This window comes from Agrobacterium genomosp. 2 str. CFBP 5494 (assembly GCF_900013495.1).
GTDB classification, from domain to species: Bacteria; Pseudomonadota; Alphaproteobacteria; order Rhizobiales; family Rhizobiaceae; genus Agrobacterium; species Agrobacterium pusense.
In genome coordinates, this window is sequence record NZ_LT009718.1 from 504388 (window position 1) to 526499 (window position 22112).

Genomic DNA, 22112 nt, shown 5'->3' on the forward strand with positions numbered 1-22112 from the left:
AACTATACAATATAAGCTATAAGTAATGGCGATGAATGACAAGCGTGTGACATGAGCCCTTCGGCAACGATGAAAAGAAAGAATGGAGTGGCGCTCTGGCGGCAGATCGCCGACCGGATCAGAGGCGAAATCGCCGCTGGTGATCACGACGAAACCGGAATGTTACCGCCAGAAATGACATTGGCGCAAAAATTCGGCGTCAACCGCCATACGGTCCGGAGTGCCATTGCCGCACTGGCGAGCGAGGGCATACTCGAGCCGATGCAGGGACGCGGCACGATCATCGCCCGCAAGGAGCGTTTGAGCTTTCCGATATCGCTACGCACGCGCTTTACGGCTGGCATCGGCGATCAGGTAAAGGAAATGGAGGCGCTGCTGCTTTCCCACATCACCGAGCCGGCCAATGCCGATCTGGCGGCGCGACTGCAATTGCCGCTGGGTACGCCGCTCATACGTCTCGAAACGCTCCGAAAGGCGGATACTCGCCCGGTCTCTCGCTCGACCACGTGGTTTCCCGCCGACCGTTTTGCCGGAATAGGAGAGGCTTATCAGAAAAGCGGCTCCATTACGGCTGCGTTCAAGATGCTTGGCGTGGCTGACTACGTGCGCATTTCGACCGTCATTTCCGCTAGTCACGCGGATACGCGCGATCTCGCCGATCTCGAATTGTCACCAGGCGCCATCCTGCTGATAACACAGGCGCTGAACGCAGATATGGACGGCGTGCCGGTGCAATACGCCATCAGCCGCTTCTCGGCCGATACGGTCGAATTCACGGTGGAAAACTAAGGTCAAAATCGAGGTGGAAGACTATTCCGCCTGCGACAACCCCAGCACATCCAGCATCGAATAGAAACCGGGCTTCTTGTCGAAGGCCCAGACCGCTGCCGTGATTGCGCCGCGCGCGAAGATGGAGCGGTCGCCGGCGTAATGGGAAAGTTCGACGCGCTCGCCTTCGCCGGCGAAGATGACAGAATGTTCACCGATCACCGAACCACCGCGCAGTGTGGCAAAGCCGATGGTTCCGGTCTCACGCGCCCCGGTATGGCCGTCACGCACACGAACGGATGACGTGGAAAGATCGACCTGGCGGCCGGCGGCGGCGGCTTCGCCCAGCAGCAGCGCTGTGCCGGAAGGTGCATCCACCTTGTGCTTGTGGTGCATTTCCAGGATTTCAATATCCCAGTTCTGCGCATCCAGCGCCTGCGCTGCCTGGTGCGTCAAGACGCTGAGCAGGTTGACACCGAGGCTCATATTGCCCGACTTGACGATGCGGGCATGGCGCGACGCTGCCTTGAATTTTTCCTCATCTTCCGGCGCGCAGCCCGTGGTGCCGATGACATGCACGATGCGGGCCTGGGCAGCGAGACCGGCAAAGGTGACGCTGGTTGCCGGTGAAGTGAAGTCGATCACCCCTTCGGCGTAGAGAAATGCCTGCAGCGGATCGCTGGTGATTTCGACGCCGATGGGGCCGAGACCGGCAATCTCCCCGGCATCGCGGCCGACAAAGGCCGAACCCTCGCGCGCGACCGCAGCATGCAGCTGAACGCCCGGCGTCTGGTGAATGAGGCGGATCAACGCCTGTCCCATGCGGCCCGCCGCGCCGACCACCACCAGTTTCATGCCGCTGCTGCCCATGCTGTCACTCACTTCTCATGTCGGGCGGATCGGAACCCGCCGGTATCGGATGTTTGATGTGTTCCGCATTGACGTTAAAGACCGTCCGCCCGCTTCGCAAGCATCACGTCGTAACGGTTCGGGCAATCAGACCCTCCAGCGCCGCCCGTCCAGCGCCAGGCCGAAATCGGAAGGTGTTCTCGCATAGGTGGCGAGGCCGGAAAGGGCCGCCTGCGGGTGGGTGACGACGAAGGTGGGGATGGTCCGCATCAGCGCGCTGTGCGGCGCCTTGTCTTCAAAGGCGGTCCGGAATTCCGGGCTCTTGAGCGCCGGAATGATCTTCTGCGAAATGCCGCCCGCGAGATAAACGCCGCCCTTGGCCATGAAGATTAGCGCGAGGTCGCCCGCCACGCGGCCGAGATAGGTGCTGAAAAGCGAAAGCGTTTCTTTGGCCTGTGCATTCTCGCCCGTGAGCCCCTGCGCGGTAATATCGGCCGGATCGGAAAAGACGGCTTCGATGCCATCGGCCTTGCAGACGGCGCGGTAAAGATTGACCAGCCCGCGCCCGCACAGAATCTGTTCGCCTGCGACGCGACCTTCGATGGTTTCGATATGCGGGAAAACCGCGTAGTCACGCGCGCTTCTCGGGCCGATATCGATATGGCCGCCTTCGCCCGGAACCGGAAACCACATATGGCGCGCATAAACCAGACCGGCCACACCAAGTCCCGTGCCCGGTCCAAGAACGACGCGAGAGGCCAGCACGTCTTTTTTGCCGGAGCCGATGGCGTCGCGGTTGTTGTCATCCAGAGCCGCAATCGCGAGCGCCTGCGCCTCGAAGTCATTGATGACGATGACGTCCTTCAGGCCGAGATTGGCGAGCATTCCCTTCGGCTTGACGACCCAATGGCAGTTGGTGAGCGGTATCTCGTCACCTTCGATCGGGCCGGCAATGGCAAGAATGGTCGAGACGGGCTGAAGCGAGGTCTTGTCCAGAACAGCCTGCTGGATGGCGTCGTCAATGGTTGGGTATTCCGCCGTCTTCACCGTCGTGAGGTGCACGGGCTCCGCAAAGGAATCGATCAGGATGGAAAAGCGGGCATTGGTGCCGCCGATGTCGCCAAGAAGGATTGGAAAGGACAGATATTCGGTATCGGACGTCTTCGGCATTGCCTGTTCCATGGTGGGAGGGTCAGTTGGCGACGTGGAAGTCGATGAGATTTTCTGCGGTGGCGCGGTTGAGCGCCATGGGAATATCATAGACCGTGGCAAGCCTCGTCAAAGCCTTCACGTCGACATCATGCGGCATTGCCGTCAGTGGATCGGTAAAGAAGATCAGCATGTCCACTTGGCCAGTGGCGATCATCGCGCCGATCTGCTGGTCGCCGCCGAGAGGGCCGCTTTTGAGGCGAATGACTTCAAGCCCGGGGCAGGCTTCCTGCACCCGTCCACCGGTGGTGCCGGTTGCGACAATCTTGAAATTGGCAAGCGCCTTCTGGTGATGACGGGCGAAATCCGCCATATCGTCCTTTTTCTCGTCGTGAGCGATGAGCGCGATACAGCGTTGTCCTTCCATGGTCCCAGCCCGTCCCCGTAGAATTAAATCGATTTGAAGCCTTCTATAACAGCTTGCCGCCATTTGAAAAGGGAAGCTGTTGAATGCCTCATTTCTGTTTCAGTTCAATGTCGGGCGCTGGGTCGGAAGTGGAATATCCGAAGGCGGCTGCAGGGCGGGGGCCGCCTGAATGACCTGTTCCACGCTTTGCTGGCGCACGGCCTGGGTCGGCGAAGTTGAATAAGCCTGGGCAGCAATCCCCTCGGGGTTGGCGGAAGGAGCGGCGGCCACGGCGGCGCAGGCAGCGGGCAGGTCGGAAACCATGACGGGACGCGGTTTCACCGGCTTGGCATTAGGGTCCTTTTTCGGCGGCGCCCATGGCTCCTTGGTGAACCACCAGGCAAGAGACTTGTCGCAGCCATCGCCCTTGCCGACGGCGGCCTGCGGCTTGCAGTTCGGCGCGCCGGGCGGGCATTCGAGACGGATGTGGAAATGCTCGTCATGGCCGTAGATCGGCCTGATCTTGCCCATGAAGGTGCGATCGCCGGTCCAGGTCTGGCAGAGCTTCTGCTTGATCGCCGGGTTGACGAAAACACGCTCCACCTGCGGGTAACTTGCCGCCATCATCACCAGCCGTGCGTTCAGCGGCGACCACTTGCGGTCGTCAACCGTCAGAAACTTGCTCTTGTCCAGCATGGAGATAAAGGGCACCGTTTCGCGCTGTTCGACAGTGAGCCGAGGCGTGGGCATGGGCCGCCACCAGACATCTACATCGAGGCCGATCTGGTGCGAGGCATGGCCTGTCAGCATCGGACCGCCGCGCGGCTGGGAAATGTCGCCGAGCAGCAGGCCCGGCCAGCCGATTTTCTGGGCGTCCTGCGAAAATTGCTCAAGGAAGGAAATCAGCTGCGGCTGGCCCCAGCGCCGGTTGCGCGAAAGGCGCATGGCCTGCCAACCGGGACCATCCGTTGGCATGGCGACTGCGCCGGACTGGCAACCTTTGGCATAGGAGCCGATCGGCTGGGATGCTGCGGCGGAAGGCAGCGCCATGTGGCCGAACACTTCTTTTGCGGGCCTGTCTTCGGCTGACGCGGTTTCGATCTGCAACTGCAGCGACGAGACGACCGACATCGCCAGCATGGTCGCCTTGAAAATTCTCGATGATCCCGCCGTCATATAGCCGTGCCCGTCCGATCAGTTGATTCTCTTGCCCCAAGAATAAACTGGAACGGGATTTTGTTAAAACCGTGTTTCGTGTTGCCCTTCAGGGCGGGATAACGACGCTGATAAAGAGCTTGTGAGACAGCGCATCTGTTTTTTGCCAATGTTTCTTTTATGCTCTCCGCAACAGGCACAAAAACAGGGACATTGACCCGATGATATTGGCACCACTGAAATCCCGACTTCTTATCGCCCTTATGGCGTCCGCCCTTCTGATGCCGGCGGCGGCTTCCGCCCAGTCGGGCGATGTCTGGCGAAAGGGGATTTCGACGGTCGGGGAGCTGAAGCATCCCGATGGATTTGACCATTTCGATTATGTAAACACCAATGCACCAAAAGGCGGCACGTTGCGCCTCTCCACATCGGGCACCTTCGATACGCTGAACCCGCTGCTGGCGAAGGGCGAGGCCGCGACGGGCCTTTCGCTCGTCTTCGATACGCTGATGAAATCGACGGAAGAGGAACTGTCGGCCTCCTATGGTTTGCTGGCGGAAGGCGTCAGCTATCCCGACGATATCTCCAAAGCGACGTTCCGCCTGCGTCAGGAGGCCAAGTGGGCGGATGGTAAGCCTGTGACGCCTGAGGATGTCGTGTTCAGCTTCGAAAAGGCCAAGGACCTGAGCCCGCAGCTTGCGACCTATTACACCCACGTCACCAAGGCGGAGGTGAGCGGTGACAGGGACATCACCTTCACCTTCGATGAAAAGAACAATCGCGAATTGCCGCAGATCGTCGGGCAATTGCTGATCGTTCCCAAGCACTGGTGGGAGGGCACCGGCCCGGACGGCAAACCGCGCGACATATCGCGCGGCACGCTGGAGCCTGTGATGGGTTCGGGCCCCTACAAGATCGCTGCCGTCGCCCCCGGATCGACCATCACTTATGAACGCCGTGACGATTATTGGGGCAAGGACGTCAACGTAAATGTCGGGATGAACAACTTTAAAACCATCGCCTACACCTTTTTTGCCGATCAGGACGTGGAATTCCAGGCGTTTAAATCGGGCACGATCGATTTCTCGCGTGAAGCTTCCTCCAGTCGTTGGGTGACGGGTTACGATTTTCCCGCCGTCAAAGACGGCCGGGTGAAGAAGGAGGAGCTGCCGAACATCTACCGTTCCGTTGGCATTATGCAGGCCTTCGTGCCGAACATGCGGCGGGAAAAGTTCCAGAATCCGAAACTGCGCAAGGCACTGAACTACGCCTTCGACTTCGAGGAACTGAACCGCACGCTGGCTTACGGCCAGTTCCAGCGTATCAACAGCTTCTTCATGGGCAGCGAGCTGGCTTCGTCAGGTCTGCCGACGGGTCGCGAACTGGAGTTGCTTCAGGAGCTCAAGGATCAGGTTCCGCCTGAGGTCTTCACGACGGAATACAAGAATCCGGTGGCGGGCGATCCGGCCAAGCAACGCGACAATCTGCGCGAAGCCGTCAGGCTGATGAAGGAAGCGGGATATGAACTGCGCGGCAATCGTATGGTCAATGCGAAGACCGGCCAGCAACTCGATATGGAATTCCTGATTGATTCCGCCGGCATGGAACGAACGATCCTTCCTTATGTCCAGAGTCTGAAGAAAATCGGAATCAACGCGACCATCCGCACGGTCGATGCCTCGCAATTCACCAACCGCACCCGCAGCTTCGATTACGACATTATCGTCAAGCTCTGGGCGACGTCGGCCAATCCGGGTAACGAGCAAGCCGATTACTGGGGTTCGGCGGCTGCTGATCGTCAGGGATCGAACAACCTCGCCGGCATCAAGAACCCGGCCGTCGATGCTTTGGTGCGCAAAGTCATTTTTGCGCCCAATCGCGATGAGCAGGTCGCTGCTGCCCGCGCGCTCGACCGGGTGCTGCTCGCCAACAGCTATGTCATTCCGCAATTCTACCGCGGCGAGCTGTTCATCGCCTATTGGAACACGATTGTCCGCCCGGAAAACCTGCCTGAATATGGCATCGGTTTTCCTGAAGCCTGGTGGTCCAGCCAGGCCGGAAAATGACGCCGGCCTTGCTTTCGCGATCAAGGCTTGATTCACATAGGCCGAGACGAATCGCTTGAAATGCGCGTGACGCCGCTTTGAGGAAAGGACCGGGCTTGACCGAGACGAAAATCGCTGACCGAACGGCTGGGGGAAAAGGCTGATGGGCGCCTATATCCTCAGACGTCTGGCGCTGATGATCCCGACCATCATCGGCATCATGGGCATTTCGTTTCTTGTCATCCAGTTCGCCCCGGGTGGGCCGGTGGAACAGGTCGTCGCGCAGCTGACGGGTCAGGGCGACAGCGCCTCCGACCGGCTCTCGGGCGGCGGCGATCTCATGGGACAGTCAGGCGGCTTCGATGAAAGCGGTTCGAAATATCGCGGCGCGCAGGGGCTCGATCCGGAGCTGATCAAGAAGCTCGAAAAGCAGTTCGGTTTTGACAAACCGCCGCTCACCCGGTTCCTTGAAATGATGTGGAATTACATTCGCTTCGACTTCGGCGACAGCTTCTTCCGCAATTCGTCGGTCATCGATCTCATCATTGACAAGCTGCCGGTCTCGGCCTCGCTCGGTTTCTGGATTCTCATCATATCCTATGTGATTTCCATTCCGCTCGGCATCAAGAAGGCCGTTTCCGATGGCTCGACCTTCGATGTCTGGACCTCAGGCATCATCATCATCGGTTATGCGGTGCCGAGTTTCCTGTTCGGCATCCTGCTTATCGTGCTTTTCGCCGGCGGATCGTTTTTCGACTGGTTTCCGCTGCGGGGCTTGGTGTCTGATAATTTCGACCAGCTGAACTGGTGGCAGAAGATCATCGACTATTTCTGGCATCTTACCCTGCCGTTGATCGCGCTGTCGCTCTCCGCCTTTGCGACAACGACGCTTTTGACCAAAAATTCCTTCATCGACGAGATCAAGAAGCAATATGTCATCACTGCCCGCGCCAAGGGTCTCACCGAGCGCAAGGTCCTTTATGGGCATGTTTTCCGCAACGCGATGCTGATCGTGATCGCTGGCTTTCCGGGTGCTTTCATCTCGGCCTTTTTCACAGGCTCACTGCTCATCGAGAATATCTTCTCGCTGGATGGTCTCGGCCGGCTCGGTTATCTCTCGGTCGTCAACCGTGATTACCCGATTGTCTTCGGCACACTGTTCATCTTCTCGCTGATGGGCCTTGTCGTCGGCCTGCTCTCTGACCTCATCTACACATGGATCGATCCGCGTATCGACTTCGAGCGGAGGGACGTGTGATGTCGCTCGCTCATCCTGCAGGAACCGAGACGCTGGTAAATCCCAACCGCCCGTGGTTTTCGCCGACGACCAAGCGCCGCTGGCAGAATTTCAAGGCAAACCGCCGTGGATACTGGTCATTCTGGCTGTTCCTGCTCCTGTTTTTCCTGAGCCTGATGGCGGAATTCATCGCCAATGACAAACCCATCCTCGCCTCCTACAAGGGCGAGCTGCTGGTGCCGGTCATGGTGGATTATCCGGAGGAGAAATTCGGCGGGTTCTTGGCCCAGACCGACTACAAATCCTCTTTCATTCAGGACGAGATCAACGCCAATGGCTGGATGATCTGGCCACCGATCCGCTACTCCTACCAGACGGTCAATTCCAATATTCCGCATTCCGCGCCCACGGCACCTTTCTGGCTGATGGATAAAAAGGAGCGCTGCTCGGCCTATCCGCAGGGCGATGCCGATCCCGGCTGCACGCTTGGTAATCTGAACTGGCTCGGCACCGACAATCAGGCCCGCGACGTCACGGCGCGGATGATCTACGGCTTCCGCATCTCCGTGCTGTTCGGCCTGACGCTGACCATTGCTTCCGCCATTGTCGGCGTCACCGCCGGCGCAATTCAGGGCTATTTCGGCGGCTGGACGGACCTGCTTTTGCAGCGTTTCATCGAAATCTGGTCGTCCATGCCGGTGCTTTACATCCTGCTCATCATTGCGGCCATTCTGCCGCCCGGCTTCTTCGTGTTGCTTGGGATCATGCTGCTGTTTTCATGGGTCGGCTTCGTCGGCATCGTTCGTGCCGAATTCCTGCGTGCCAGAAACTTCGAATATGTCCGTGCCGCCCGTGCGCTCGGCGTCGGCAACTGGACGATCATGTTCCGGCATCTTCTGCCCAATGCCATGGTGGCGACGCTGACCTTCCTGCCCTTCATTCTTTCCGGCTCCATCACCACGCTTACCTCGCTCGACTTCCTCGGCTTCGGTATGCCGCCGGGCTCACCGTCGCTGGGCGAGATGATCGCGCAGGGCAAGAATAACCTTCAGGCGCCCTGGCTCGGTCTCACGGCCTTCTTCACCATGTCCATCATGCTGTCGCTCCTTATTTTCATCGGCGAGGCCGTTCGCGACGCCTTCGATCCACGCAAGACGTTCCGGTGATCGCCATGACGGAAACAAATATCCAGCCGCTGCTCTCCGTTCGCGATCTCTCCGTCGCCTTCCACCAGGGCGGCGCGACAAGTGTTGCGGTCGATCACGTCTCCTTTGACCTGATGCCGGGCGAAGTCGTTGCCCTTGTCGGCGAATCCGGCTCTGGCAAGTCGGTGACAGCCAATTCCATCTTGAAACTGCTGCCCTATCCGGCAGCAAGCCACCCCTCGGGCAAAATCCTGTTCGATGGCAAGGACATGCTGACATTGCCGGAGCGCTCGCTACGTGCGGTGCGCGGCAACGATATCACCATGATCTTCCAGGAGCCGATGACCTCGCTCAATCCGCTTCACACCATCGAGCGTCAGATCGGAGAGATCCTTGAGCTGCATCAGGCAATCACGGGGAGCGAGGCGCGTGAACGCACACTGGAGCTTCTGCGCCAGGTCGGCATCCGTGAACCGGAAAAACGCCTGAAAGCCTATCCGCACGAATTGTCCGGCGGCCAGCGACAGCGTGTGATGATCGCCATGGCGCTGGCAAACCGGCCGAAACTGCTGATTGCCGACGAGCCGACGACGGCGTTGGACGTGACGGTTCAGGCCCAGATTCTTGAACTCCTCGGTGATCTGAAGAAGCAACACGGCATGTCCATGCTGTTCATCACCCATGACCTCGGCATCGTCCGTAAATTTGCCGACCGCGTCTGCGTCATGACGAAGGGGAAGATCGTAGAAACCGGGACCGTCGAACAGGTTTTCAACGATCCGCAGCATGCCTATACACGCCACCTGCTGGCGGCGGAGCCCAAGGGCGAGCCACCGGTTTCCGACAGCAGTAAGCCTGTGGTCATGCAGGGCGACGATATCAAGGTCTGGTTTCCCATCAAGGCGGGGCTGATGCGTCGCGTTGTCGACCATGTTAAGGCGGTGGACGGTATCGATATCACGCTGCGTGCCGGCCAGACGGTGGGTGTGGTCGGGGAATCCGGGTCCGGAAAGACAACCCTTGGTCTCGCGCTCTCCAGGTTGATCGCATCTGAAGGACGTATCAGCTTCATCGGCCAGTCGATCGACCACTATTCCTATGAGATGATGAAGCCGCTCAGGAACCGGCTGCAGGTCGTGTTTCAGGACCCCTATGGTTCACTCAGCCCGCGCATGTCGGTGGGTGAGATCGTCGCCGAGGGCTTGAAGGTGCATGAGCGGTCGCTGTCTGCCGACGAACGCGATACGCGCGTCGCCACCGCGCTGGAAGAGGTCGGTCTCGATCCGGCCACCCGCTGGCGATATCCGCATGAATTTTCCGGCGGCCAGCGCCAGCGCATCGCCATTGCCCGCGCCATGGTGCTTAAACCCCGTTTTGTCATGCTGGACGAGCCGACATCGGCACTCGACATGAGTGTGCAGGCGCAGGTGGTCGATCTCTTGCGTGATCTCCAGGCAAAGCATGAACTCGCTTATCTCTTCATCAGCCACGACTTGAAGGTGGTGAAGGCACTTGCCAACGACCTGATCGTCATGCGTCACGGCAAGGTGGTGGAGAGCGGCCCGGCGGCGGAAATCTTCGCCAGTCCACAGCAGGATTATACCCGGGCGCTCCTGGCGGCTGCCTTCCACATCGAGGCCGTGAAAACGAAGGCGATTAGCCAGTAGGCCGCGTGGTGTTTCTGTTAAGGCAATGATTTTTCTGTTGCTTCGCGGAAAATGCCGACCCATGTTGCTGGGTATGTGACCCAGAGACGGATTGATTGCCATGGCAGCGGATGTGATCGTTTTGGGGGCGGGGATCATCGGGGTTTCCACCGCCTTGCAGCTGGCCCGCAGGGGCAGGTCGGTGGTGCTGGTCGACCGGCGCGGACCGGGTGAGGAAACCTCTTTCGGCAATGCCGGGTTGATCCAGAGAGAAGGTGTGGTGCCCTATGCCTTTCCGCAGGATATCGCCCTGCTGCTGCGCTATTCCCTGAATAACAGCATCGATGCCCGTTATCATCTCTCAGCTCTGCCCAAGATCGCGCCTTTTCTGGGCCGCTACTGGTATAATTCCGCAGCCGCGCGCCATGCGGCAATTGCCCGCGCCTATGCACCGCTGATCGAGCATTCGGTATCCGAGCACAACATCCTGATCGAGGAGGCCAAAGCCGGTGACCTGATCGTCAAGAATGGCTGGATGGAAGCCTACCGGACAGCCGCACGGCGGGACGCTGATTTTGCCTTTGCCGAACGTCTGGCGCGAGACCATGGCATTTCCCATACGAAACTCGACGCTGAGGAACTTGCCGCTGCCGAACCGCATCTGAGCCATGATTTCGTCGACGGCCTGAAATGGAACGATCCCTGGTCGGTGCTCGATCCGCATGCGCTGACGCTCGCTTATGTCCGGCTGTTCGAGAGCCTCGGTGGACGAGTGTCAAGGGGCGATGCGTCCACCCTCAGTCAGACGGCAAGCGGTTGGACGGTGCGCACCGAAACCGGCGCAGTCGAGGCCGAACATGCCGTCGTGGCACTAGGCCCCTGGGCGGATACCGTCACCGAGCGACTGGGCTACCGTTTTCCGCTCGGCGTGAAGCGCGGTTATCACATGCATTACGCGCCGCAGGAAGGCGCTAAGCTCAATAACTGGCTGATCGATGCCGAGCGGGGATATTTCCTTGCGCCGATGCGAAAAGGTATCCGGCTGACGACGGGTGCGGAATTTGCCGAACGCGATGCGCCGAAATCGCCCGTGCAGATTGAACGGGCGGAGCGGGTGGCGCGGACCGTCTTTCCTCTTGGCGGCCGGCTGGACGCGGAACCGTGGATGGGTGCCCGGCCCTGCACGCCGGATATGATGCCGATAATCGGCAAGGCGCCACGTCACCGGACTTTATGGTTTGCCTTCGGCCACGCCCATCACGGGCTGACGCTCGGGCCCATTACTGGTCGTGTTCTGGCTGAAACGATACTGGGCGAAACGCCTGTTATCGCGATTGACGCGTATCGCCCGGGAAGGTTCAATCCCTGAGAACGAAATCCGCTGGCCTTCTGTGAGCGGGCCACGTAACATGGTCCCATGCAAAGGGGAAAAGGGGCAGACGTCATCATGGTGGCGAGGTTTCTCATCTATCAGCAGCAGGATGATTTTCGCTAGCGAAAATTGTTGCGCATGATCAGAGATGGAAACGGCTTGCTGGTGCATGATGGATGATATTGAAAACGCAAAGAAATTTTTCGTCGATAACCCCGATATCGAAATACTCGAAGCCTTTGTCATAGATGCCAACGGCGTGCCGCGCGGCAAATGGATTCCGCGCGAACGGGCAATCGACGTGCTTGAAAAGGGGATGGCCATTCCCCGTTCCGTTTATGCGCTGGATATTTGGGGCCGTGATGTCCACGCTGCGGGCCTCGCGGAGGGCACGGGTGATCCGGACGGCTTCTGCTTTCCCGTTCCCGGCACACTGTCGCGTGTGACATGGCTCGGCCGGCCGACGGCGCAGGTTTTGCTCGCCATGAAGAATCCGGATGGAACCGGTTTTTACGGCGATCCGCGCCATGTTCTGGCGCAGGTTCTCAATGCTTATAAAAAAGCGGGTTTGACCCCTGTCGTGGCCACTGAACTCGAGTTTTACCTGATCGATCCCGTTCGTTCGGCGCTCGATCCCGTGCGTCCGCCGCACAGCCGCGAGGGCCGGTGGCATACGGGCCAGACGCAGGTCCTGTCGATTTCAGAGTTGCAGGATTTCGAAGATGTTTTCCACGACATCGCGACAGCGTGCCGCGCGCAGGGCGTGCTTGCCGATACGACGCTGCGGGAAAACGGTCCCGGCCAATATGAGATCAACCTCAATCACGTGCCTGACGCGTTGCAGGCTGCCGATTTTGCCGTTTTTCTGAAGCGTATCGTTAAAGGAGTGGCGCGTCGGCATGACCTCGACGCCACCTTCATGGCCAAGCCCTATGGGCTGCAGGCAGGCAATGGCATGCATGTGCATTTCTCCGTTCTCGACAGGGATGGCAGGAATATCTACGCGGGAGAAAACGGCCCTTCGGATGCGCTGCTGCATTCGGTCGGCGGCCTCCTTGAAAACATGGGAGAGAGCATGGCGATCTTTGCACCTCATGCCAATTCCTATCGCCGCCTCACACCGAGCGAACATGCGCCGACCTATGCCTCCTGGGGTATCGATAACCGCTCGGCAGCGGTGCGCGTCATTGTTGCCAGCAAGGCGGCGACGCGTATCGAACACCGCGTCGCCGGCGCCGACACCAACCCCTATCTGGTTCTCGCGATGATACTGAGCGCCGCGCTCGCCGGCATGAAGGAGAAGCGCCAGCCCGGCGGCGCGATTTCCGGCGACAGTCACGCGATCAACCATGAGCCGCTGCCCACCAACTGGGACTATGCGCTGCAACGCTTCACGCGGTCCAGCTTCGCCTATGCGACGCTTGGCCAAAAATACCGTACGCTGTTTTCCGCCTGCAAACAGCAGGAGCTTTCCGAATTCTCCCTGCGTGTAACCGACGTCGAATATGACGCCTATATCAGGACTGTGTGAAATGGCTGAGGTCACCAACATTCCCAATCCCGGCCACACATCGTCATGGTATGCGGCCTCCGCCAATGTCAAAACCGTGCGCCCGACGCTTGAGGGCGCGCTGGAAGCCGATGTCTGCGTGATCGGCGGCGGTTTCACCGGCATTTCCGCCGCCCTTGAACTCAGTGAACGTGGCTACGCGGTCATTGTGCTGGAAGGCGTGCGGGTGGGCTTCGGCGCATCGGGGCGCAACGGCGGGCAGATCGTCAACGGTTACAGCCGGGATCTCGAGACCATCGCCGGCCGCTACGGGCATGACAAGGCAGTGAAGCTTGGGGAGATGTCGCTTGAAGGCGGCGCGATCATCCGCAACCGCGTCACCAAATATGCCATCGACTGCGATCTGGTCGACGGCGGTTTCTTCGCCGCCTTCACGTCAAAGCAGATTCGCGAAATGGAGGCACACAAGGCCCATTGGGAAAAACATGGTCATGGCGGCCTGGAAATGGTCTCCGGAGCGGATGTCGGCCGCTACGTGAAGACCGATCGTTACGCCGGTGGCATGATCGATCGTTTCGGCGGCCATATCCATCCTCTTAATCTCGTGCAGGGCGAGGCGGCGGCTGCCGAAAGCCTGGGCGCTCGGATATTCGAAAATTCGCGGGTCATTGCGGTAGAGCAGGGGGAAAACCCCGTCGTGCGGATGGCAACGGGCAGCGTGAGGGCGAAATATGTTCTCGTCTGCGGCAATGCTTATCTCGGCAAGTTGCTGCCGGAAATTGGCGAACGGATGATGCCGGTCTCGAGCCAGGTCATGGCAACGGAGCCGCTTAACGCCGATCTGATCGAGGCGCTTCTGCCCGCCAATTACTGCGTCGAAGATGCCAATTACATTCTCGATTATTACCGTCGCACCTCGGACAACCGTCTGCTTTACGGCGGAGGTATCGGTTATGGCGGCAGCGATCCGGCCGACCTGACAGGCGTGATCCGCCCGAACATGCTGAAGACCTTCCCGCAGCTGGAAAAGATAAAGATTGAGTATGCCTGGAGCGGCAACTTCGCCTTGACCCTGACGCGTATTCCGCACATGGGCAAACTGTCGGACAATATCTACTTTTCCCATGGCGACAGCGGTCACGGGGTAACGACCACGCATCTGCTCGGCAAGATATTGGGCGAGGCCGTTGCAGGCCACGCCGAACGTTTCGATATCTGGAGCTCGTTGCCGAACTATCCCTTCCCGGGTGGCAAGACGTTCCGCGTTCCGCTGACCGTACTTGGCGCCTGGTGGTATGGCCTGAGAGACAGGCTCGGGCTTTAAAACGCGACCGTTTTCAAAGCGGAAAGCGCGTTCGAAACGATCTCTTCCGGGGTCGTATCGATGCTGACGGCCACGACGCCGGGCTCTCCCGTCGGTACTTCCAGCGTGGCAAGCTGGGTCTGAAGCAGCGAGAGCGGCATGAAATGGCCCTTGCGCTCGCCCATCCGGCGGCTAAGCAGTTCCAGGCTGCCATCCAGATAGACGAACGCCAGCGGGCCGCCTGTGGCCTGGCGGAGGCGGTCGCGATAGATTTTCTTGAGCGCCGAGCAGGAAACGACAACACCGTTGCTTTCGCTGCCTTTGCGAAGTTCCGCGCCGACGAGATCGAGCCAGGGCCAGCGGTCTTCATCAGTAAGAGGAATACCCTCTGACATCTTTTCGACATTGGATTTGGGGTGGAGTTTATCGCCCTCAATAAAGGCAATGCCCAGTTTTTCCGCCAGACCTTCCGCGACCGTGGACTTGCCAGAACCGCTCACTCCCATCACGACGATTGCCTGTGTCACCCGAACCTCTGAAATTTCTGTTTCGACGGTTTGCCCCTACCATGTGCGGCGAACGCCGGGAATATAAAATGTGACGCATGTCCTGTTCATTGCCCGGTTCTGCGGGCCGCGGTCCTTTCCAGGGCGGAAAAGCCGGTGTGGATCAGGATCGCCAGTGCCGCAACGATAAGCCCGCCTTGAAGGATGAAAGCGAGATTGTTGGATTGCAGGCCGGCGATGATAACTTCCCCAAGCGTCCTTGCGGCAACCGTTGAGCCGATGGTGGCGGTAGAAAGGCTGATGACCGCCGAAAGTCGGATCCCGGCGAGGATGGCCGGCAGGGCGAGCGGCAGCTCCACTTTTACGAGCCGTTGCCAGCCGGTCATGCCGCTGCCTCTCGCGGCATCCACCACTGCTGGCGGAAGGGTGGTAAGTCCGGTCAGCGTATTTTCGAAGACAGGCAGCAGGGCATAAAGAAACAGCGCGATCAGAGTGGGTTTTTCGCCAAAACCGATTATCGGCACCGCAAGCGCCAGCACCGCCACGGGGGGGAAGGTCTGGCCGATATTGACGATGCTACGGGAGAGCGGAAGGAAATCCCTTCCGAAGGGCCGGGTTACGAGAATGGCGAGCGCACCCGCCATCATCGTGGCAAACCCCGTTGCGATAGCGACAGTGGCGAGATGCGAAAGGGTGAGGGAAAGCAGATTGGCTTGCGTGTAGATGGCTGGCGCATTGGCCTGCACAAGGGGGCTGAACAGGGGCGAGAAGCTCTGGGGCGAGGCAAGAAACGCCATCAGCGCCAGCACCAGAAATCCCAGGGCGAAGAAAGAAGCGGCTTTTCTCATCGGTTTCCGGCGGCGCGCTGGAGGAGAACGTCACGCCGCACCAAGCCCGCGGGCTGTCCGCTGTCTTTTATCACTGGCAGGACATCGCGGCCCGCCCATAACATGGCCGAAAGCGCGTCGCGCTGGCTTGTATGTTCGCTTAGCGGCTCGCCCTCGGCGCTTCCCGGCTCCACGACATCGGCAACCGAGAGGACCGAGAGCAGTTTCAGCGCGCGTTCGTTTTCCCCGATCATGGTGCGCACGAAGTCATTCGCGGGTTTCAGCACCAGTTCTGCCGGCGGACAGTCCTGCACGATACGTCCCTTGTCCATGACTGCGATACGATCAGCCAGATGAAAAGCCTCGTCCATGTCGTGCGTGACGAGAACAATGGTCACGCCAAGCTTCTTCTGTATATCGATGAGGTCTTTCTGCGCCTTGGCGCGGATAACCGGATCGAGAGCGCCGAATGGCTCGTCCATGAGGAGAATGTTCGGTTCAGCGGCCAGCGCCCGCGCCACGCCGACACGCTGCTGCTGGCCTCCGGAAAGTTCATGCGGGAAACGCTCGGCATAAAGCGCAGGTTCGAGCTGGAAGAGATGCATCAGCGCATCGATCTTCGCAGCGATGCGTTTGCGGTCCCAGCCGATCAGCTGCGGCACGGTCGCGATATTCTCCGCCACCGTTCGATGCGGAAACAGGCCATGGCCCTGAATGGCATAGCCTATCTGGCGGCGAAGCCTGAATCCGGGTATCGCGCTGGCATCTTTTCCGTCTATTCGGATTGCGCCGGAAGTTGGCTCCACCAGCCGGTTTATCATGCGCAGCAGGGTGGTTTTTCCCGACCCCGACGTGCCGACGATGACGGTGACGGTGCGCGGCGCGACCGTTAGTGACACCTGGTCCACAACGGTCGTATCGCCATATCGCTTCGTGATGGTGTCGATCTCGATCATGCCTTTTGCCTTCCGCCTGCGCTGAAGAGATTGCTGTCGATGAGGGCGTCAAGCATGATTGCAGCCGCAAAGCCGAGGAAAACGGTCGGCACGGTACCCAGCAGCACGAGGTCCATCGCCGTCTGCCCGATGCCCTGGAAGACGAAAACGCCAAAACCACCGCCGCCAATCAGCGCTGCGATCGTCGCGAGCCCGATATTCTGCACCAGCACGATGCGGATGCCGGTGAGGATGACCGGAATGGCCAGCGGAAACTCCACCCGCAGCAGGCTTTGCGTGGAAGTCATGCCGAGTCCGCGCGCCGCCTCCCGGACTGCTCGCGAAACGCCGGAAAGGCCAACCACCGTGTTGGAAACCACCGGTAGCAGCGAATAGAGAAATAGCGCCACGAAGGCGGGCGCCATGCCTATGCCGGCGATGCCGATCTTTGCCGCGCCCGGCACCGTCGCTGCGATCCATCCAAGCGGCGCGATCAGCAAACCGAAAAGAGCGATGGAGGGTATGGTCTGGACGATGTTGAGGGTGTTCAGCACGCCCGCCCGCAGCCGCTCCACCTTGTAGCAGAGGAGGCCGAGCGGAATGCCCACGAGCGTCGCCGCAACGAGCGAGCCGATGGCGAGCTGCACGTGCCGCAGTGCCTCGGTCCAGAATGTGTCGGCTCTCCCGGTATATTCCCTGATGATCGAGAGATCGTTCCAGAGACCGCTTGTCAGCACGCCCGCAAGTGCAGCCATCGCCAGCAGCAACAGCAAAATCCGAACGACGGGCCTGGGCCTGAGACGGGCTATACAATCCGTAGCAAGCAGAGCAAGCCCGGCAAAAATCAGCCAGAAACCGCTGGCAGGCGAGACGCGGGCAAAACTATTGCCCTCCGGTGTCAGGAAAGAAGCAGCCTGACCGACGAAAACCGCCAGTACTGCAAGCCCGACCAGCGCAATCGTGAGTTTGAGGCGGGTGGAAAAGCGAAAGAACGCGATGAATGCAGCAAGAAGAACGACGGTGGTGATAATGGCGGCAGCCGAAGCCGGGAGGGCTTCGAAAACCGTTCGTGTCTCACCCTGAACGATCCGGTTCGCACGGAATGTCATGAAGGGCGCCACGAGAAGCGCATAGAGAAGCAGGCATGAAATCACCACCCCCACCTTGTCAGGCCATTTCGTCAAAATCCCGCTCCCCTGTCTCATCGATCAGGCGAAGGCCGGAAGAACGAATTTTTCCCGACCCGTCGCCCGGAACCACAGACTATTAATTGACGAAGCCGTTCTTGGTCAGGAAGTCGAGCGCGACGGTTTTTGCCTGCTCGCCGCCCACCTGCACACGGGCGTTAAGCTCCTGCAGGGTCGCCAGATCGAGCTTTTCAAACACGGGTTTCAAAAGTTCCTCGATATTCGGATGCTTTTTCAGGACTTCTTCGCGAATGATGGGCGCCGGCTGATAGACAGGCTGCACGTGTTTGTCGTCCTCCAGCACCACGAGACCGGACGGGGCGATGCCGCCATCCGTGCCGTAGACCATGGCAGCATTGGCGTTGTTGGTCTGGTTGGCTGCGGCTGCGATGGTAGCGGCCGTATCGCCGCCGGACAGCGTGATCAACTGGTCCGGCTTCATGGTGAAGCCGTAAGTGGTCTGAAACGCCGGCAGGGCAGCAGCGGAGTTGACGAACTCGGAAGAAGCGGCAAGAACCACTTCACCGCCGTCGGCAACATATTTGCCGAAATCGGAGAGCGTCTTCAGCTTGTTTTTGTCCGCAACATCCTTTCGCAGCGCGATTGCCCAGGTATTGTTGGCCGGGGAGGGCGTCAGCCAGACGATCTTGTTGGCGTCATAGTCGAGCGTCTTTGCTTCCTGGTAGGCCTTGGCGGCGTCCTTCCAGAGCGGGTCATCCGCCTTAGAGAAAAAGAAGGCGGCGTTGCCGGTATATTCGGGGTAGATGTCGATCTCGCCCGCGGTAATCGCCTTTCTGACGACTGGCGTTGCGCCGAGCTGAATGCGATCCGTCGTCTCGATATTGTTCTTGCTGAGAACGGCGAGAATGATGTTGCCGAGAACGCCACCCTCCGTGTCGATTTTCGACGACACGACCACTTGCGCCTGAGCGATCGAAACAGAAAAGGCAAGCGCAAGTCCGGCGCCCGTCAACGTCATCAAGCGGTTCATGAATGGTCCTCCGATGGGTCAGCCTGCCGAACAGGCGAAAGGTCGCCGCCCGCAATTGCGGCTAAGCCTGAACGTACCGGAGAGAAAAAGGTTGCAATGCTGCCAGCATTTTTCCGGCAGATGTCAGGTTTCGCCGTCTCGTTTTCGGGCATCCTTTCCCATGACGAGCGGCATAAGAACCGACAGGAACAGAAGCCTGATGACGTGATGCGAGCCGACATAGGCGGTATCTGCGTGCATCATGACCGCCATCGCAGCCATGGTTTCGAGGCCGCCCGGTGAATAGGCGATCATTACCGCATTGAGCGGAACGCCGGTCACGTGGGAAATCATCCAGGCAATACTGCCGGCGATCACCATGACGGCGATGGTGACGACAAAGCCCGCTACAAAGCCCTTGCGCACCTCCATCAGCGAGACATTCGAAAACCGTGTCCCGATCAGGCAGCCGATCAGCACATACACTGGAAGGCTGAGCCAGGTCGGGACGCCGCCTTCAGTGAGGCCGGTAATATGCGTGCCAATGGAGATCGCGACGCCGCCGAGCAGCAGGGCAGCAGGAAACTTCCAGCGCAGGAAAAGCCAGCCGGTCAGCAGGGAAGCGACGATGGTCAGTCCCAAGGTAAGGAGATCCATCGGCGGTTTGGTGAGGAGCGGTTCGGTGCTGACAAGATCGAAATATTCCACGATCAGCGGTACGGAAAGAGTGAGCGCAAGTACCCTGACGCTTTGCACGATGCTGACGGTTGCGAGGTCGCTTTTCGTCTCGGCCCCGAGGCTGATGATATAGCTGAGGTGGCCGGGGGAAGCGCCGAGCATTGCCGTGGTCCGGTCGTAACCGAAACCGTAATGCAGTATCCAGTAAGCGACATAGAGCATGATGACGACAGCGACGAGGACGACGACAAAGCTCACCGGCCAGGTCTTCGCAGCGTCTATCACGGAGGGCGTCACGCTCGTTCCCATCGAAATGCCGACAACGACGAAACAGGCATTGCGGATGAAGGCGGGAATGCCAAGCCTGAGGCCTGCCAGTCCAGAGATCGTCACCGCAAGTGCCGGGCCGGATAGAAAGGGTGCCGGGATATCGATGAGGCTGGCGAGCAGCGCACCTATGCTGCCGATGAGCGCGGTAAGCGCAAATGTATGGAATTCAGGCTTGATGATCATTGCGACGCTGATTGGTTGCTTGAAAAAGCTCGCGACCAAATGCGCCGCTTCCGTTCGCGAGGTCAACACGCGGGATCAAAAATATTCTGTCTCGCGCGGCTTCCTTAAAGAAAAGCCCGTGACCTCATGGGCACGGGCTATGGTGTAATCGCCAGGGAAGCAATAAGACGATCATGCAGCCGGAAGGGCAGCGACCTTCGGCATCGTGGTGTCGAGGCCAAGCAGAAAGTTGATCTGCGGCCGAGCCTTGACGAGATCGTCGATGGAATATTCGGCCAGCACGTCGAAGAAGGCGTTGAGCGCCTTGCGCAGCGCAGAGTTCAGGCCGCAGCTGTCAACAAGAGGACATTCGACGGCGCCGTCCTCGAAACATTCCGCCATGGCGAAGCTGTCTTCGGTGACCCTGACCACATCGAACAGACTGATCTTTTCGGCAGGCTTGCCAAGCCGCACGCCGCCATTGCGGCCGCGAACTGTTTCCACCAGGCCGGCCTTGTTGAGCGGCTGGAGGATCTTGAACAGGAACAGCTCGGAAACGCCATAGGCCTTGGCAATCTCCGGAATGCGGCTCAGATGGCCTTCATTTGCGGCGCAGTACATCAACATGCGCACGGCATAGTTGGTCTGTTTGGTCAAGCGCATGCTGGTCTCCTAACTCTCAATGTGGAGTTATATAGTCTCTTTTTCAGTTTAGAACAATTCCAGAAACCGAAAAAACTGGCATCCATCCGAGATTTCTCAAACAGCCTTGTTGACCGCCTTCATGATTCATGAACAAACAAGTCAAGAATCGGAATGTAATGGAGGCATTCACAATGGCAAGCATGAAATCATATTTTTCCGCTGCCGTTTTTTCAGGGATGATGATCCTTTCCTGCACACCCAAAGCCTGGGCAGAGGAAGAGGTTAATGTCTATTCCTATCGCCAGCCTGAATTGATCCAGCCGCTGCTCGACGCCTTTACCAAGGAAACGGGAATAGAGACGAATGTTCTTTTTCTCGACAAGGGACTGGTGGAACGCATCCAGGCAGAAGGCGTCAATTCGCCGGCCGATGTGCTGTTGACGGTCGATATCGCCCGTCTGGTCGAGGCCAAGGAGGGCGGTGTCACGCAGCCTGTTCTCAACGATCCCGTCATCGAAAAGGATATCCCCGCCAATCTGCGTGATCCCGAGGGCGAATGGTTCGGCCTGACGACACGCGGCCGGGTTGTCTATGCCTCGAAGGAGCGGGTGAGCCAGAAGGATATCACCTATGAGGAACTGGCGGATCCGAAATGGAAGGGCAAGATCTGCATTCGCGACGGCCAGCATTCCTATAATATTGCGCTGATCGCCTCAATGATTGCACATCATGGTGTCGATTATACCCGCACCTGGCTTACCGGCCTGAAGAACAACCTTGCCCGCAAACCTGATGGAACCGACCGCAGCCAGGCGAAATCAATCTTTTCCGGGGAGTGTGATATTGCCCTTGGCAACACCTATTATGTCGGCCTGATGCTGACAAATGACCGCGAGCCGGAAGAAAAGGAATGGGCGGGTTCCGTGCGCGTCATCTTTCCCAATGCGGGCGACCGCGGCACCCATGTGAATATTTCCGGCATGGCCCTGACGAAATACGCCCCCAACAAGGACAATGCCCTGAAACTCATGGAATTCCTGGCATCGCGCGAGGCACAGGAAATCTATGCCAGGCAGGTCTTCGAATATCCGGTGCTGCCCGGCGCCGAGCCATCGGATGTGGTCAAGGGCTTCGGCCCCATCAATCCGGACAAGTTGCCGCTGACGGACATCGCCGCCCATCGCAAGCAGGCATCCGAACTGGTGGACGAAGTGGGCTTTAATGACGGCCCGACCAACTGATCTCGGGCCCTGCTTCCAGCACGGATGAATTCCAGTCAAAAAAGCC

21 protein-coding genes are annotated in these 22112 nt (G+C 59.0%); 10 read left to right on the forward strand and 11 right to left on the reverse strand.

Going from position 1 to position 22112, the window contains the following annotated elements; genetic code table 11:
• The first annotated feature begins 51 nt into the window (after positions 1–51).
• On the forward strand, positions 52–789 hold the full coding sequence (gene phnF / locus AGR2A_RS02300) for a phosphonate metabolism transcriptional regulator PhnF (protein WP_004439262.1): 738 nt from the start codon (positions 52–54) through the stop codon (positions 787–789).
• Between the two features lie 21 nt (positions 790–810).
• Here the strand turns inward: phnF and dapB are convergent, their stop codons facing one another.
• The 4 genes from dapB to mepA all read right to left on the reverse strand — a co-directional run bounded on the left by dapB (position 811) and on the right by mepA (position 4348).
• Positions 811–1638, reverse strand: coding sequence for a 4-hydroxy-tetrahydrodipicolinate reductase (dapB, locus tag AGR2A_RS02305; protein ID WP_072493822.1), 828 nt, complete (start codon positions 1636–1638; stop codon positions 811–813).
• Between the two features lie 126 nt (positions 1639–1764).
• Positions 1765–2787, reverse strand: a complete 1023-nt coding sequence (locus AGR2A_RS02310; protein WP_035206560.1) for a glucokinase — start codon at positions 2785–2787, stop codon at positions 1765–1767.
• 22 nt (positions 2788–2809) lie between these two features.
• Complete coding sequence (locus AGR2A_RS02315; protein ID WP_004439265.1) at positions 2810–3193, reverse strand: methylglyoxal synthase; 384 nt, start codon at positions 3191–3193, stop codon at positions 2810–2812.
• Between the two features lie 99 nt (positions 3194–3292).
• Positions 3293–4348: a penicillin-insensitive murein endopeptidase gene (gene mepA, locus AGR2A_RS02320; protein ID WP_034496147.1), complete on the reverse strand. Its 1056-nt coding sequence runs from the start codon at positions 4346–4348 to the stop codon at positions 3293–3295.
• Between the two features lie 200 nt (positions 4349–4548).
• On the opposite strand from mepA, the gene AGR2A_RS02325 reads away from it, so the two are divergent.
• From AGR2A_RS02325 to AGR2A_RS02355, 7 genes are all read left to right on the forward strand, one after another.
• Positions 4549–6393 carry an extracellular solute-binding protein gene (locus AGR2A_RS02325; protein ID WP_022555405.1) on the forward strand — a complete coding sequence of 615 codons (1845 nt, stop codon included), beginning with the start codon at positions 4549–4551 and terminating at the stop codon, positions 6391–6393.
• A gap of 142 nt (positions 6394–6535) precedes the next feature.
• The gene (locus tag AGR2A_RS02330) at positions 6536–7630 is read left to right on the forward strand and encodes a microcin C ABC transporter permease YejB (RefSeq protein WP_004439268.1); all 1095 of its coding nucleotides are present in this window, start codon (positions 6536–6538) and stop codon (positions 7628–7630) included.
• Positions 7630–8775, forward strand: a complete 1146-nt coding sequence (locus AGR2A_RS02335) for an ABC transporter permease (RefSeq protein WP_072493824.1) — start codon at positions 7630–7632, stop codon at positions 8773–8775. The genes AGR2A_RS02330 and AGR2A_RS02335 overlap by 1 nt, the downstream gene beginning before the upstream one ends.
• A gap of 5 nt (positions 8776–8780) precedes the next feature.
• The gene (locus AGR2A_RS02340) at positions 8781–10421 is read left to right on the forward strand and encodes an ABC transporter ATP-binding protein (protein WP_037089634.1); all 1641 of its coding nucleotides are present in this window, start codon (positions 8781–8783) and stop codon (positions 10419–10421) included.
• Between the two features lie 100 nt (positions 10422–10521).
• A complete protein-coding gene (locus AGR2A_RS02345; protein WP_072494837.1) occupies positions 10522–11769 on the forward strand; it encodes an NAD(P)/FAD-dependent oxidoreductase in 1248 nt (415 codons plus the stop codon).
• Positions 11770–11941: 172 nt separating this feature from the next.
• Positions 11942–13303, forward strand: a complete 1362-nt coding sequence (locus AGR2A_RS02350; RefSeq protein ID WP_004439273.1) for a glutamine synthetase family protein — start codon at positions 11942–11944, stop codon at positions 13301–13303.
• 1 nt (position 13304) lies between these two features.
• Positions 13305–14606, forward strand: coding sequence for an NAD(P)/FAD-dependent oxidoreductase (locus AGR2A_RS02355; protein WP_072493825.1), 1302 nt, complete (start codon positions 13305–13307; stop codon positions 14604–14606).
• Here the strand turns inward: AGR2A_RS02355 and AGR2A_RS02360 are convergent.
• The 6 genes from AGR2A_RS02360 to AGR2A_RS02385 form a co-directional block, all read right to left on the reverse strand.
• Positions 14603–15091: a gluconokinase gene (locus AGR2A_RS02360; RefSeq protein WP_072493826.1), complete on the reverse strand. Its 489-nt coding sequence runs from the start codon at positions 15089–15091 to the stop codon at positions 14603–14605. The two genes, AGR2A_RS02355 and AGR2A_RS02360, sit on opposite strands and share 4 nt — an antisense overlap.
• A gap of 107 nt (positions 15092–15198) precedes the next feature.
• The gene (locus AGR2A_RS02365; protein ID WP_072493827.1) at positions 15199–15939 is read right to left on the reverse strand and encodes an ABC transporter permease; all 741 of its coding nucleotides are present in this window, start codon (positions 15937–15939) and stop codon (positions 15199–15201) included.
• Positions 15936–16874, reverse strand: coding sequence for an ABC transporter ATP-binding protein (locus tag AGR2A_RS02370; RefSeq protein WP_004439277.1), 939 nt, complete (start codon positions 16872–16874; stop codon positions 15936–15938). Before AGR2A_RS02370 ends, AGR2A_RS02365 begins: the two co-directional genes overlap by 4 nt.
• Positions 16871–18037, reverse strand: a complete 1167-nt coding sequence (locus tag AGR2A_RS02375; RefSeq protein ID WP_167378170.1) for an ABC transporter permease — start codon at positions 18035–18037, stop codon at positions 16871–16873. The genes AGR2A_RS02370 and AGR2A_RS02375 overlap by 4 nt, the downstream gene beginning before the upstream one ends.
• Positions 18038–18119: 82 nt before the next feature.
• Positions 18120–19031, reverse strand: coding sequence for a glycine betaine ABC transporter substrate-binding protein OsmF (gene osmF / locus AGR2A_RS02380; protein WP_072493829.1), 912 nt, complete (start codon positions 19029–19031; stop codon positions 18120–18122).
• Between the two features lie 123 nt (positions 19032–19154).
• Positions 19155–20201, reverse strand: a complete 1047-nt coding sequence (locus AGR2A_RS02385) for an AbrB family transcriptional regulator (RefSeq protein WP_035206796.1) — start codon at positions 20199–20201, stop codon at positions 19155–19157.
• Between AGR2A_RS02385 and AGR2A_RS29455 the strand changes: the two genes are divergently transcribed.
• Positions 20194–20349 carry a hypothetical protein gene (locus AGR2A_RS29455; protein ID WP_156779248.1) on the forward strand — a complete coding sequence of 52 codons (156 nt, stop codon included), beginning with the start codon at positions 20194–20196 and terminating at the stop codon, positions 20347–20349. The genes AGR2A_RS02385 and AGR2A_RS29455 overlap by 8 nt on opposite strands.
• A gap of 23 nt (positions 20350–20372) precedes the next feature.
• On the opposite strand, the gene rirA is transcribed toward AGR2A_RS29455, so the two are convergent.
• Entirely contained in the window at positions 20373–20843 is a 471-nt protein-coding gene (rirA, locus tag AGR2A_RS02390; RefSeq protein ID WP_004439283.1) for an iron-responsive transcriptional regulator RirA, read from the reverse strand.
• Between the two features lie 218 nt (positions 20844–21061).
• Here rirA and AGR2A_RS02395 point away from each other — a divergent pair, with 218 nt between their 5' ends.
• Positions 21062–22066 carry a Fe(3+) ABC transporter substrate-binding protein gene (locus AGR2A_RS02395; RefSeq protein ID WP_234797404.1) on the forward strand — a complete coding sequence of 335 codons (1005 nt, stop codon included), beginning with the start codon at positions 21062–21064 and terminating at the stop codon, positions 22064–22066.
• The last annotated feature ends 46 nt before the right edge of the window (positions 22067–22112 follow it).